The following is a 12,841-nucleotide window of genomic DNA, read 5'->3' as shown; positions in this document are numbered from 1 at the left end:
CCATTATGCCGTACTTGGCTAGATAGTGCTGGGCTAAGTCATCAATGCCCTTCTGGACGAAGACGACGTTGGCACCAACCTCCCTGATCTTGTCGACCATCTCGCGGAGCATCTTCTCCTCCTGCTCTATGAAGTCGAAGAGCTGGTCGGGGCTGGTTATGTTGATCTTCGCATCGGTCTCGGTCTTCTTGACCTCAAGGGCCTCCCCGATGAGGGCTATCTTCGCCCCCTCGATGCGCTTCGGCATCCTCGGGTGGACGACCTCCTTGTCGATGACGACACCCCTAATTAGCTTGCTCTCCTCAACGCTCTCGCCGGCCTTCTTCTCTATCTTGATGTTGTCTATGTCAACGACGTAGCCTTCCTCGGTCTTCTCGGCGACCTGCTTTACAGCCTCGACCGCGAGCTTTGCGAGGAGCTCCCTGTGGGCCTCGGCGCTCTTTCCGGTTATGGACGTCTCGGCTATCCTGAGGAGGGTCTCGTCGTCCTCCGGATTAACGGGTATGGCTATCTCGTCGAGTATCTCCTGCGACCTGTCGGAGGCCATTGTGTAGCCCTTGACGATTATGCTCGGGTGGATGTTCTGGTCGAGAAGTTCCTCGGCCTTCTTCAGGAGTTCTCCGGCGATGACGACGGCGGTGGTGGTTCCGTCGCCGGCCTCTTTGTCCTGAGTCTTAGCAACCTCAACCATCATTTTAGCTGCGGGATGCTGAAGGTCAATCTTGTCGAGTATCGTTGCGCCATCGTTCGTAACAACTATGTCCCCGAGGCTATCCACCAGCATCTTGTCCATTCCCTTGGGACCGAGGGTAGTTCTTACCGTCTCGGCTATAATCCTTGCAGCCAGAATGTTGAGCCTCTGGGCGTCCTTTCCAACGTACCTCTGCGTCCCCTCCGGGAGAACTATAACGGGCTGTCCGCTCATACTCATTTTGGCATTCCTCCAAACGTTTTACCTTTTTGCAACATCCATTCGTCAGTGCTCTATATAAATTTTTGCTTCAAATTGTTTAAGTTTTTGTGAAATTTTTGAACAAATATCAGGAAATCACCGGGAGTATGGTGGAAAAGGCTAAAACCCCGAAGGAGACCTAAACCCGGGGAGAAAGATGAGGCTCATAGCCCAGGGCGCGGAGGCCAAGATATTCGAGGCGGAGTTTGGGGAGGTCTTCGGTGCCGACCTGCTGAAGGAAAAGGTGATAGTGAAGCACAGAGTCAGGAAGAGGTACAGGATTCCCGAGATAGACATCAAGCTGAGGAAGGAGAGAACTGTAAGGGAGGCGAGGATACTCCACAGGGCCAAGGACTTCGGCGTTAACTGTCCCCACGTCTACGAGGTCAACCTGAGGGATATGACCATAGTGATGGAGTTCATCGAGGGGGCCCGTCTTAAGGAGCTCCTTGAGAGACTGCCGATGGAGGAAAGGCTTGAGCTCTGCCGGGAAGTGGGGAGACAAATTGGGAGGCTCCACAGAGCTGGCATAGTGCACGGCGACCTGACGACGAGCAACATGATACTGAGGGAAAGAAGGGTCTACCTCATCGATTTCGGCTTGGCCGACTTTGACTCGACGCTCGAAGCGAGGGGCGTTGACCTCCACCTCCTGAAAAGGGCCATGGAGAGCACCCATTACAAGTGGTTCGAGGAGGGCTTTGAGGCCGTCCTTGAGGGCTACGCTGAAATCCTTGGAGAGGAGGAGAGGAGGGCTATCGAGGAGAAGATAGAGGAAATAGAGAGCAGGGGGCGCTACCGGGAGAGGAGCTGGGTCGGATGAGCTACTCCCTGAAGGCCGATAAGACCCTCTCGTAGAGCTCCCTCTCCCTTCCTCTGGCCTTTCTTGCAAGCCTTTCCACTATCAGCTCCGGGGTGCTCCTCCCGAGCTTACCGAAGACCGGCTGGCGGTCAACTATGAGGTTCAGGTTCTCATCGAGGCCCTTTGCCTCTATGCCATCGACCCTCGCAAAGGGCAGTTCCTCCCTCAGTTCCTCCCCAAGGTGGGACACTATGACGACGTAAAAGTCCCTCTCGTGGGCAACCTTCAGGAGTTCGCCGATTATCTTAACCGCCGCACCGGGCTCGGTTATGGCCTCGAACTCATCTATGAGGATGAGCTTTCTCCCCCGGCCCCTAAGGGCTCTCACGAAGGAACGCAGGGCCGTCTCAAAGGCCCCCGCCCCGTAGATGCTCCTCTTTCTCCTGAAGAAGAAGAGCTCATCCAGGGGCTCCACCCACGCCCTTTCAGCGGGAACGGGGAGGCCCATGTGGGTCAGTATTACCACCTGGGAAATCAGTTCAAGGAGGCTCGTCTTACCGCCACTGTTCGCGCCGGTGAGTATCACCACCCCCTCGTTCCCGGGCCTTCCCGGACCGGTGAAACCCTCGGGGAGCTTTCCGACGGCGTAGCTAACCGGCTGGGGGTTCTCTATGAAGAGGTGCCTTCCCCTGAGGAAGGCCACCCCGCCCTCCTTCAGTTCGGGGAACGAAAAGCCCCGCGTGAAGTCCTTAACAGCCAGAAGAAAGTCCAGCTCTCTCGCCCTTCTAAGCTCTTCCCTCAGGGAAGGTATGAGCGGAACAACCTTTTCCGCTATCTCCCTTGCCTTCAGGTAGCGCTCCAGGGCGAGTTCTCTCTCAAGGTAGGCCCTAAGCTCCTCGACCCTTTCCGGGGAGACGTGGAGGGGGTACAGCTCGTCCCTCGGGAAGAGCTCAAGGGCAAGGCCGAGCTTTTCGGAAAGCTCGCGCTCGGCCTCGTCTATCAGTCCCATTATCTCCTCCTCGACCCCTGAAAACCGCCTGAATATGGCCTCGTAGTTACCGTCCTTGAGCTCGGTCAAGAACTCAAGGAGTTCCTTTCCGGTGAGGGTGAGGCTGAAGTTCTCCAGCCTCTCGGCGATTTTTTCGTTCAGCTCCCGCTCTTTCTCCGCGACCAGCTCGTCGAGCGACTCAAGGAACCGCTCCCTTTCAGAGGTTTCCCTGAAGTCCTCAAGCGAGGCCAGAATCTTTCCAGCGACACTCCCCCTTCCGGTGGCGGAGCCTATCCGAGTGAGCGCTTCCAGCGTGTCCCGGGAGTTCCAGAGGGGGAGGACGTAGAGTTCGGGGGCAACGTGGAGGGGCTTAAGCTCGACGTCTATGCCGTATCCGACTGTGCTCAGGACGAGGGGATAGGAGCGGGCTTCCTCGACGTCGGTTGTTACATCGCAGAGGCCGAGCTTACGGGCTTCATCAACCTCGGACTCGTCAACGAGGAGAACCCTGTCGTGGAGGTAGTCCCGGGGAAACCTTATCGGCCTCACCCGCCCGAGTGGTTCCCTGAGCGAGGGGCTCAGCCGGGGGAGGTTCTCCTTGAAATAGGCCTGCCTTGAGAGTATCTCTCCGATGTTCGAGGTCGGGGTAATGTTCGCGAGGTGCTCCTCGCTCCCGCCGAGAACTAGGCGCTTCCTTATCTCCCCCAGGATGGCCCTGTAGAGCGCGCGGGCCTCGGCGTTCATCCTGAGCGTCATCCTGCACACTTCCCCGGGACTCTTATAAACCTGAGGCTAGACCTGGAATATCCTTATCGTGTTCGTCCCGACGGTCTTCCCTATGGGCGTCCCCTTAGTCAGCAACACGGTGTCTCCCTCGCTCACCAGCCCGAGGCCTGTTATGATGCGGATTATTTCATCCTCAGCCTGCTCCTCGACGGTGAAGGGATAGACGCCGTAGGAGAACATCAGGGTGTTGCCGACCCACTCGTCGGTAACGAACGCCAGAACCCACTGTCTCGGCTTAAAGCGCGAAATAAGCCTGGCAGTCTGGCCTGTTCTCGTCGGCGTGAGGATGTACTTTATGTCTATCGAGTTCAGGGCCTCTATGATGCTCCTCGCTATGGCGTCCTTTATTGTTCTTCTCTTCAGGGATGTGCCCTTCCACTCCTCCATCTTCCACTCCACCATTCTGGCCGTCCAGTGGGAGTCGCGGTAGGCCTCGGTCGTCTTGGCTATCCTCGCCATCATCTTCACCGCATCAACGGGGTATTTGCCCACGGCCGTCTCCTCTGAGAGCATCAGGGCATCGGTTCCGTCGAGGATTGCGTTGGCGACATCGGTAACCTCTGCCCTCGTGGGGAGCTTCTCCTCGGTCATGCTTTCGAGCATCTGGGTGGCGGTTATGACCGGCTTTCCCACCTGGTTGGCCCTCTTTATGAGCTTCTTCTGGACTATGGGGAGCTTCTCTATGGGCATCTCGACGCCAAGATCTCCCCTAGCGACCATCACGCCATCCGAGGCCGTGAGTATCTCCTCGAAGTTTCTGACGGCGTCGGGCCTCTCTATCTTGGCTATGAGGAAGAGCCTGCTACCCCGGTCTTCTACGAAGCGCCTGACCTTCAGGACGTCGTAGGCCGAGCCAACGAAGCTTATCCCAACCGCGTCGATGCCCTGCTCAAGGGCGAACTCGACGAACTCCAAATCCTTCTCCGTTACTGCCTCTATGGCGAGCCTCGCCTTCGGGACGTTTATTCCCTTGTGGGAGAAGAGGGTTCCGCCAACGATGACCTTGCATATCACGTCGGTGTCCCTTACCTCCTCCACGCGCAGGGCTATGAAGCCGTCGCTGAGGTAGATTATGTCCCCCTTGGAGACGAGCCTCGGAAAGTCCTTGAACTCAACGGGGATTACTGCCTCGTTGCCCTTTACTTCTCTCGTTGTGAGCGTCACCGTCTGCCAGCGTCTCAGGGTTACCGAACCGCCCTCTATCTCACCGACCCTTATCTTGACCCCGGGAAGGTCGCCGAGTATCGCAACCGGAACGCCGAGCCTCTCGGAGGCCTCCCTTACAAGTTTCACAGCTCTCTCGTGCTGTCTGAGGTCTCCGTGGGAGAAGTTGAGCCTTGCGACGCTCATGCCGGCCTTTATCATGGCCTCCACTGTTCGCCTATTCAGCGAGGCCGGCCCGAGGGTGGCGACTATTCTAGTCTTGTGTCCGGGTAAGCGCATGCTATCACCTTGAACGAACCATCGGTGCAGCCCTAATAACCTTTGCCAAAAGGCTTATGAATTAGGCAGTCCTAACTAAGTTTGGTGATTTCCGTGAGCCTGCTTGAGGTTACCGTGTTCGACGAAGACGGCAGGGAAGTTAAGCTGGGGGACGTCGTTAGGGGCAGGTGGACGGTTCTCTACGTGTACCCAAAGGACAACACCCCCGGGTGCACGACCGAGGCGAAGGAGTTCACGGAGCTCCTGCCGGAGTTCGAGAAGCTGGGCTTCCAGGTGGTTGGCGTTTCCCGGGACTCCGTGAAGAGCCATCTCCGCTTCAAGGAGAAGCATGGACTCGGGGTTAAGCTCCTCAGTGACCCGGAGGCGAAGCTGATAAAGGCCCTCGGTGCTTGGGGCAAGAAGAAGCGCTATGGAAAGGAATACGAGGGGGTAATCAGGAGCACCTTCATCCTCAACCCGGAGGGAGAAATCGTCTGGAGCAAGACCAACGTCCGGGCCAAGGGGCATGCGGGGAAGGTCTTAGAGGTCGCCAGAAGCCTCGTTCAGGCCTCTTCTTAACTTTCTCCAGCAGGAGTCGCAGTAGGCAACGGGCCTAGTGTCCCACTCCCATATGTTCCTCGGAGGGTTCATGACGCAGGAGTTTGAGCAGTGGCCGAGCCCGAAGGCGTGCCCGACCTCGTGGAGGATGCCCTTCAGCAGTCTCGACCTTAAAATCTCCATCTCCCTCCTCACCACCATTTTTGCGAGCTTTTTTGTCATCTCGTCCTCATGGGGGCTCTCAAGGACGCGGAGGGCAACCCTGAGGACGTCGGACTCGAAGGGCCTCATCGAGAGAACCATTATCCTCCTGTCGAGCCTCTCGGTCTGATAGCCGAGGAAACTCTCATAGAAGTCAAAGTAGCGGTTCCTCGACGCAAGGGGGAAGCTCGTTATGCCGAAGATTTTGTTCATCTCAAGGCCGTCGTTCTTCTCCATCTCCACCTTGAGGCGGTAGTCAAGAAAGTCCACCAGAACCTCCAGAGGATAAAGGTTTATGCTTCCCTCAGGGGTTCTAATCGTTATGAGGTAGCCCGGCTCAAGGGTGAGGGAATCCAGATAGAGAAACCTGACAGGCAGACCCCAGTCCCTGAAGAGCCTGTTGGCGCTGTCAAAGACGTCGAAGATGACCTGCTCAAGGCCTGTCGTCAGGAAGTTGGTGACGTAGGTGAAGCCTATGAACTCCAACGCCAACACCTGAACGCTTATCCTCCCCGGCCTTATAAACGCTTCTTAGACCAGTGAACCATGAAGTTTTTAAGTGGCCACTCGAAGTGGTAACGGGCGATGGCGTCCGCCCGGGGCTTCGGGCCCGAACCGCCCGCAGGGGCTGATGACGCCTGTTCTCCGTCAAAGGTGAGGAGGCGGTAGAATGGGCTCGAAGCTAAACCTGCTCAGGCGATACGTTGACGTTGATTCCGCACTCAGGTATATCGAGGAGAGGAGGCACGAGGACGGTGGCTACTGCTTCGTGAGCGTGCTTGATGACACCAACGTCAACGACACCTACTACGCCGTCAAGACCTACGAACTGCTCGGCCTTGAGGTCCCGGAGAAGGAAAAGACCATCGAGTTCCTTGAGAAGGCCATCCAGCCCCAGACGGCCGTTGTGGCAATAGCCATGGCCCTTGAAGGTCTCGCAATACTCGGAGCGAAGGACATCGCCAGGGAGCACGTTGACATAGTTTACACCAAGTACAACCCCCTTGAAGGCAAGTTCGCGGTCGGTCTCGGCGGGAGCGAGGAGTTCGGAACCGCTACACCGCTCGAAGCTACGTACTGGGTCGTCAAAGCCTTCAGGGCCATCGGGCATGGCTTTTCTAGGGAGGAGAAGGACACAATAAGGGCCTTTGTTATGAAGTTCAGAAAGAGGAACGGCTACGGCGTTAAGCAAGCAACCACAACGATGACGTATCAGGCCCTCTACACCCTCTACGCCCTCGGCTACAAGCCTCCAAAGAGCCCGCACTTCAGGAACTGCGAGCTATGCGGTGACTGGGGTGGCTTTACGGAGGTTCCCTACAGCCTACCGCCCTACCTTGAGCCGACGTTCTACGCCACCAGAGGGCTTGAACTCCAGGGAGAAACGCCGACCTGCCCGAGGAGGCACATCTGGTTCATACGCCAGCTTCAGAACTCCAACGGAGGCTTCAGGAGGAGCCTGGAATTGGGAATTTCCAACTTCCAGAACACCTACAGGGCCTTAGCGGTTGTTGACTCGATGAGCAGGTTCGTGTGAGCCATGGACATCGTTGGAATAAAGCTCTCCGAGGCACTCCGGGGCAGGGGCTGTCCGGTCTGCAGGGCGATGGAGAAGTTCGAGGAGGACGAGATAGCCACGATACTCTACGAGCACGTCACAGACCCGGGAGTTAGGACGAAGTTCAGAGAGAGTCTAGGCCTTTGCACGAGGCATGCATGGAAGACCCTTGAGGTCGCTCTCGGAAACCCGCTCCTCGGGCCCCTAGGCGTTTCGATCATTTACGAGGACGTGCTGGATGTTTACCTCCGGGGAGAGAGGGAAGAGAAGGAGTGCTTCCTCTGCGAGCTGGTAAGGGAGAAGGAGAAAACCCTCGTGGAGGCCCTGGCGGATAGGCTTGAGGAACTACTCCCCGAGTACAGCTCCTCACCGGCGATACTGTGCAGGAGACACTATGAAATGCTCGTGGAGAAGCTTAAGAACAGACCCGAACTTCTCAAGAAACTGGAGGAAGTCCAGATGGAAAAACTCAGGGAGCTTGACAACCGCTTGAAGGCCTTCATAGATACCTACGACTACCGCTCGACCAGAAGGCCGACCGAGGAAGAGGCGAGGGCGCTTGAAGATGCTATCGAGTTCCTGAAAGGTCGGCCGGTAGTGATGAGCGCGGGAAGCGAAAACCGGAGGGGTAAAGGTTGGCTCTTAGGATTGAAGTGAGTCCAGAGGAGCTTGATGAGATTAGGAGGCGGAAGAAGGAGATAGAAGCCCGTTTCAGGGACATTGAAGGGCTTGAGAGAACCCTGAAGGCCCTAAGGCTGAGGCTCCTCAGGGAAAGGAAGGGAAGACTGGAGAAAAAGCTCAACGAGATGGAAAACCACTATAGGGAACTGGTCGAGTTCGAGGAGAAGGCCAAGATGGACAGGGAGTTCATGCTGAACCTCAGAAGGGAGCTGAGCCTTGAAAACAGGGAGCTCAGGGAAAGGCTCGGTGGTGGGAGATGAAGATAACCGTCTGGGCAAAAGGAAAGTGGCGGAAGGTTGCCTTCAACGTACCCGACGAGCTGTGGGAGAGAATAGAGGAGGTTTCGAGGAAGTGGGGCTTCAGGCCCGAGGAAGCAGTGAGAATAATTCTCCTTGACGGCTACCTTGACGAAGAGGTTGATGAAAGGGAAATTGAAAGGCTTGAGAGGGAAATCGAGGAGCTTGAGGGAAGGCTCTACGGGCTTGAGGGTAAGTGGTCACCGCTGAAGTTCAGGAGCTACTACTCGGCCCTGGACAACCAGAACCTCGCCATAACCCTCTCGGGCCTCATAGCTGAAAACAGGAGGCTCAGAAGGATGCTCGGCCTTCCGGAGAGAGACTTCTCCAGAGCTGAAGAGCTAATACGCTACTACATGTCCTCGGCCTTCGGGGACAAAGGGTTAAAAGGCCGGGCCGACCGGGAGGAGGCGGAGGGGGATGATGAATGAACGCGAGACTGCTGGGATTCCTTGCCCTCGGAGGGGCCTTAGGAGCGGTGGCGAGGTTCTACATAGCCGGCCTGTTGCCGGTCTACCGCGACTTTCCGGTTGGAACGCTTATGGTGAACAGCATAGCAAGCCTGATACTCGGCTACCTCTACGGCCTCGTCTTCTGGGGCTTTGAGGTTCCACCGGAGTGGAGGGTCGGCGTTGGGGTTGGCTTCTGCGGTGCCTTAAGCACGTTCTCAACCTTCTCCTACGAGACGTTTTCACTCCTCCGCGAGAGGGAGTACCTCATGGCGACCCTCAACGTGCTGGCAAACGTTATAATAACCGTTGCCCTAATCTTTGCGGGTTTTATCCTGGCCCGGAGGTGATTGTATGGTCGAGGTCGAGCACTGGAACACGCTCAGGCTAAAGATTTACATCGGGGAGAACGACCGCTTCGATAGAAAGCCCCTCTACAAGGCCATAGTTGAGAAGCTCCGCGAGATGGGGATTGCTGGAGCGACCGTCTACAGAGGTATCTACGGCTTCGGGAAGAAGAGCAGAATTCACTCAAGCGACGTTATGAGGCTTTCGACAGACCTCCCAATAGTCATTGAGGTCGTTGACAGGGGCTACAAGATAGAGAGAGCGATATGCGAGATAAAGCCCATGATAAAGGACGGCATGATCACCGTCGAGCCAATCATAGTGGTCTGGGTCGGCACCGAGGAAGAGGTCAGGAAGTTCGAGGACGACGCCGTCAGGGAGCTTTGAGCTTCCCAACTATTATATATGACCTGTCCCAAGCTCTTCTTGGAGGTGTTCACATGCTTCACCATGTTAGGCTGATTTATGCCACGAAGAGCCGAAAACTCGTCGGCAAGAAAATTGTTCTCGCCATCCCTGGCAGTATAGCTGCGGTGGAAGCTGTAAAGCTCGCGAGGGAGCTCATAAGGCACGGCGCGGAAGTTTATGCAGTGATGAGCGAGAACGCTCAAAAAATAATCCACCCCTATGCGATGGAGTTCGCCACCGGGAACCCCGTAGTGACGGAAATCACGGGCTTTATAGAGCACGTTGAGCTCGCTGGAGAGCACGAGAACAAGGCCGACCTAATCCTCGTTTACCCCGCAACGGCCAACACCATTGGAAAGATAGCCAACGGCATAGACGATACCCCGGTTACGACAGTCATAACTACGGCCTTCGCCCACACGCCGATAATGATAGCTCCAGCGATGCACTCGACAATGTACGAGCACCCGATAGTGCTTGAGAACATCGAGAAGCTCAAAAAGCTGGGGGTAGAGTTCATAGAGCCCAAACTGGAGGAGGGCAAGGCGAAGGTGGCGCCGGTTGAAGAGGTCGTCTACCGCGTCATCAGAAAGCTCCACCCAAAAACATTAGCCGGAAAGAGGGTTCTAGTCACTGCTGGGGCAACGAAGGAGTACATCGACCCGATACGCTACATAACCAACGCGAGTAGCGGAAAAATGGGCGTTGCCATAGCTGAGGAGGCCGACTTCCGCGGTGCCGAGGTGACGCTCATAAGGACGAAGGGGAGCGTCCCGAGCTTCGTGGAGAACCAGATTGAGGTCGAGACCGTTGAGGAGATGCTGAAAGCCATCGAGGACGAGCTGAAAGCTAGGAAATACGATGTGGTTGTTTTGGCCGCGGCGGTAAGCGACTTCAGGGTGAAGAACAGGGCTGATGTGAAGGTAAAGAGCGGAAAACCAATAACCCTTGAGCTTGAGCCGACGCCGAAGATAATAGACCGCGTGAAGGAACTCCAGCCAGATACTTTCCTCGTCGGCTTTAAAGCCGAGACAGGCCTGAGCGAGGGAGAGCTTATCAACGCAGCCAGAAAGCAAATTGAAAGAGCCGGAAGTGACCTCGTCGTTGCGAACACGCTAAAGGCCTTCGGCAGCGACGAGAACGAGGTAATCCTGGTGAGCAGGGAAGAAGCTAAGAAGCTCCCGAGGATGAGCAAGCGCGAGCTGGCCGAGAGGCTGTGGGACGAGATAGAGGGCCTTATCTCTCGGCGAGCTCGAAGTTGATGCCCTCCTTAGTGACGGTGTAGTACCACGAGCGGAGGTTGTACTCGATAAAGGGGCTCCTTATCACGGTCAGCTTTCTCCTTATCGTCCTTTTCTTTACCTCGACGGCAAACCTGAAGACGTTGAGGGCGAAGCAGTCTATTATCTCCGAAACTGTCTCTGGAAACGCCCTGACGTTGAAGGTCACGAGGACGTTGGAGCCCTCCTCCTTTGCCAGCATCCTCGAAATCATCGGGACTATCTGGACGAGCTCCTCGCGGTAGCGGATTCCGTAGAGGTCAAGGCCGAGAACTATGAAGAGCTTCCTCTTTCCATTGTCGGGGTCGAGGGAGAGGAGCTTGCTCTGTATCCTGCCCATTATTATCTCGGGGTCCTTGACCTTAATGACCATTGTCGGGTTCAGGGCCTCCTCAAGGTAGGGGTTTACCGAGATGAGGTGGGAGGGCCTGAAGACATCCCTTCCGTCAGGATAGACCGAGCTGACGTAGCTGACGATGAAGTGGTAGGCATCGTGGAAGGATATAACGAAAACCTCGTCGTAGAGGTCTTTAAGCCTCCTCAGGAGGTGGTACAGTATGAGCTCGATTTCGCTTCCTATCTGGTAGTTGAGGAAGGTCGGCGACATCCTGCGGGACGCTTCCACTATAAGGCTCAGCGGGTCCCCGGTCATTCTACCCACCGTAGATTGCCCTTATTCTCTCCACGGCCTCCTCAAGGCTCGATGGCTCTTCAGACCACCCGAACTGCTCCTTCAACCTCTGAAGTATTATCAACTCAAGCAACCTCGCACTGTATTCTCCGAACAACTTTGCGACCGCACCCTTAAATGCTTTGGGGTCTTCGTAGGCAACCTCAAGGCCCCGGTGAAGGGTGACCCTGAGGTGGGCCTCAAGGACGTCCTTCAGCCCGGGGCAACACCGGTGAGGAGCGGAGTGGCTCGAACAACTATCTCCGGGCTTTTAGCAAAATTCTCACCCTAACCTGCTCATATCGTACTCGCAGGCCTCAATTAAAGAGAGGAGACTATGGAAGCCTTTTAACCCTCATATTGAAAGCTCATCGTTTCATCCTTCCAACATAGGAAAATTTTTCTCAAACTTTCAACCGGAAAAGTTATGAGGAAAAGAAAGTACATTCCACGATGGACTATGAAGGTCGTTGGATTCCTGGGACCGGGGGGCAGTGGAAAAACGACGATGTCAGCCAATACCGCGACCTGCCTGGCGATAAGCGGTATCAGAACGCTTCTCATTGATGGAGACCTTTACCTCCCTGACCTCCACAACCACTTCGCCCTGAACGCCCCCTACTCCTTCGAGGACTACCTCAACGACCCGGAGCTGAACCCTGAGTGGCTCACCGTCCCGGCCAGGTTCACCCGGAACCTTCACCTCATTCTGGGCAAGCCCCATGGAATCACCGTGAACCCTCTAAACCTCCTGCCGGTTCTGGACGAGGTAATCGACAGGCTGAAGGCAATGTACGGCGTCATCGTGATAGACTTCCCGCCTTCCATACCGATTGAGCTCAACGGCCTCCTCAAGAAGGTTGACATCCCCGTTCTCGTCGTTGACCCCAACAGGGTGCCCCTGAACGGCGTGTTCAGGTACCTGACAGCCCTGATAAGGAAGTTCGGGGTAAAGAGGGTGATAATGAACTTCGCCGACTTTCCGGAGGACTTCCTTGAAACCCTCGTGGAGCTGGTCGAGGATGAGCTTGGAGCACGTATTATGGCATTTATTCCGACGAGAGAATCCCTCCTTATGGAGCCGGTTCGTGGAATTCCGTCGTGCCTTGAAGACGAGTGGCTTTCCGAGCTGGGACTCAGCGTCCTTGAGGAGCTGGGCTACATCTGACCCCAACTTTCATAAACCCTGTCCCCCTCTCAGAACTGGTGGTCGGTGTGAAGAGGATAGGCCTGATCGGCGGGATGACACCCGAGTCAACCCTCTACTACTACCGGAACTACATAGGGATAAGCCGCGAGCTTTTAGGCCCCTTCACGTTCCCGGAGCTGATAATCTACTCCATAAACTTCGCGGAGTTCAAGGACAACCCCCGGGGCTGGGAGGGGAGAAAGGAGCTCCTCATAAACGCGGCGAGAGCCCTTGAGAGGGCTGGGGCTGAGAT

General features: G+C 55.9%; 16 protein-coding genes, 1 pseudogene and 1 riboswitch. Of the genes and pseudogenes, 11 read left to right on the top strand and 6 right to left on the bottom strand.

The features are described from left to right. The coding region (thsB, locus tag MVC73_RS04490; protein WP_297507456.1) for a thermosome subunit beta at nucleotides 1–931 on the bottom strand (931 nt) is incomplete at its 3' end. Between the two features lie 178 nt (nucleotides 932–1,109). Here thsB and MVC73_RS04485 point away from each other — a divergent pair. After that, nucleotides 1,110–1,775, top strand: a complete 666-nt coding sequence (locus MVC73_RS04485) for a Kae1-associated kinase Bud32 (protein ID WP_297507453.1) — start codon at nucleotides 1,110–1,112, stop codon at nucleotides 1,773–1,775. A gap of 1 nt (nucleotide 1,776) precedes the next feature. Here the strand turns inward: MVC73_RS04485 and MVC73_RS04480 are convergent, their stop codons facing one another. Both MVC73_RS04480 and pyk read right to left on the bottom strand, forming a co-directional pair. Beyond that, nucleotides 1,777–3,498, bottom strand: a complete 1,722-nt coding sequence (locus tag MVC73_RS04480; protein WP_297507450.1) for an endonuclease MutS2 — start codon at nucleotides 3,496–3,498, stop codon at nucleotides 1,777–1,779. A 36-nt stretch (nucleotides 3,499–3,534) separates the two neighbouring features. Then, complete coding sequence (gene pyk, locus MVC73_RS04475) at nucleotides 3,535–4,971, bottom strand: pyruvate kinase (RefSeq protein WP_297507447.1); 1,437 nt, start codon at nucleotides 4,969–4,971, stop codon at nucleotides 3,535–3,537. A 93-nt stretch (nucleotides 4,972–5,064) separates the two neighbouring features. Here pyk and MVC73_RS04470 point away from each other — a divergent pair, with 93 nt between their 5' ends. Continuing rightward, nucleotides 5,065–5,529, top strand: coding sequence for a peroxiredoxin (locus MVC73_RS04470; RefSeq protein WP_297507443.1), 465 nt, complete (start codon nucleotides 5,065–5,067; stop codon nucleotides 5,527–5,529). On the opposite strand, the gene MVC73_RS04465 is transcribed toward MVC73_RS04470, so the two are convergent. Beyond that, nucleotides 5,491–6,204 carry a peptidase M54 gene (locus MVC73_RS04465; RefSeq protein WP_366938930.1) on the bottom strand — a complete coding sequence of 238 codons (714 nt, stop codon included), beginning with the start codon at nucleotides 6,202–6,204 and terminating at the stop codon, nucleotides 5,491–5,493. The genes MVC73_RS04470 and MVC73_RS04465 overlap by 39 nt on opposite strands. Nucleotides 6,205–6,281: 77 nt before the next feature. Then, a riboswitch (Fluoride riboswitch) is annotated at nucleotides 6,282–6,357 on the top strand. A 22-nt stretch (nucleotides 6,358–6,379) separates the two neighbouring features. Here MVC73_RS04465 and MVC73_RS04460 point away from each other — a divergent pair. The 7 genes from MVC73_RS04460 to coaBC are packed head-to-tail and all read left to right on the top strand — an operon-like array spanning nucleotide 6,380 to nucleotide 10,711. Continuing rightward, nucleotides 6,380–7,246 (top strand): hypothetical protein, encoded by an 867-nt coding sequence (locus MVC73_RS04460; RefSeq protein ID WP_297507440.1) that lies wholly within the window; start codon nucleotides 6,380–6,382, stop codon nucleotides 7,244–7,246. Between the two features lie 3 nt (nucleotides 7,247–7,249). Continuing rightward, nucleotides 7,250–7,924: a DUF6062 family protein gene (locus MVC73_RS04455; RefSeq protein WP_297507437.1), complete on the top strand. Its 675-nt coding sequence runs from the start codon at nucleotides 7,250–7,252 to the stop codon at nucleotides 7,922–7,924. Continuing rightward, entirely contained in the window at nucleotides 7,903–8,208 is a 306-nt protein-coding gene (locus MVC73_RS04450) for a hypothetical protein (RefSeq protein ID WP_297507435.1), read from the top strand. The genes MVC73_RS04455 and MVC73_RS04450 overlap by 22 nt, the downstream gene beginning before the upstream one ends. Next, nucleotides 8,205–8,675 (top strand): hypothetical protein, encoded by a 471-nt coding sequence (locus tag MVC73_RS04445; protein ID WP_297507432.1) that lies wholly within the window; start codon nucleotides 8,205–8,207, stop codon nucleotides 8,673–8,675. Before MVC73_RS04450 ends, MVC73_RS04445 begins: the two co-directional genes overlap by 4 nt. Next, entirely contained in the window at nucleotides 8,672–9,043 is a 372-nt protein-coding gene (crcB, locus tag MVC73_RS04440) for a fluoride efflux transporter CrcB (RefSeq protein ID WP_297507429.1), read from the top strand. The genes MVC73_RS04445 and crcB overlap by 4 nt, the downstream gene beginning before the upstream one ends. Nucleotides 9,044–9,047: 4 nt before the next feature. Further along, nucleotides 9,048–9,428 (top strand): DUF190 domain-containing protein, encoded by a 381-nt coding sequence (locus tag MVC73_RS04435; protein ID WP_297507426.1) that lies wholly within the window; start codon nucleotides 9,048–9,050, stop codon nucleotides 9,426–9,428. A 53-nt stretch (nucleotides 9,429–9,481) separates the two neighbouring features. Then, a complete protein-coding gene (gene coaBC / locus MVC73_RS04430; RefSeq protein WP_297507424.1) occupies nucleotides 9,482–10,711 on the top strand; it encodes a bifunctional phosphopantothenoylcysteine decarboxylase/phosphopantothenate--cysteine ligase CoaBC in 1,230 nt (409 codons plus the stop codon). On the opposite strand, the gene MVC73_RS04425 is transcribed toward coaBC, so the two are convergent. Beyond that, nucleotides 10,686–11,381 carry a hypothetical protein gene (locus MVC73_RS04425; protein ID WP_297507421.1) on the bottom strand — a complete coding sequence of 232 codons (696 nt, stop codon included), beginning with the start codon at nucleotides 11,379–11,381 and terminating at the stop codon, nucleotides 10,686–10,688. The two genes, coaBC and MVC73_RS04425, sit on opposite strands and share 26 nt — an antisense overlap. 1 nt (nucleotide 11,382) lies before the next feature. Next, entirely contained in the window at nucleotides 11,383–11,616 is a 234-nt protein-coding gene (locus tag MVC73_RS04420) for a NitrOD5 domain-containing protein (protein ID WP_297507459.1), read from the bottom strand. 210 nt (nucleotides 11,617–11,826) lie between these two features. Between MVC73_RS04420 and MVC73_RS04415 the strand changes: the two genes are divergently transcribed. Then, entirely contained in the window at nucleotides 11,827–12,567 is a 741-nt protein-coding gene (locus tag MVC73_RS04415; protein ID WP_297507418.1) for an ArsA-related P-loop ATPase, read from the top strand. Between the two features lie 47 nt (nucleotides 12,568–12,614). Continuing rightward, nucleotides 12,615–12,841, top strand: a pseudogene (locus tag MVC73_RS04410) (aspartate racemase); the annotation flags it as partial.

Source organism: Thermococcus sp., from assembly GCF_027052235.1.
GTDB lineage: Archaea > Methanobacteriota_B > Thermococci > Thermococcales > Thermococcaceae > Thermococcus.
The sequence above is the reverse complement of the archived record's forward strand: the minus strand, read 5'-3'. Positions and strand labels throughout refer to the sequence as shown.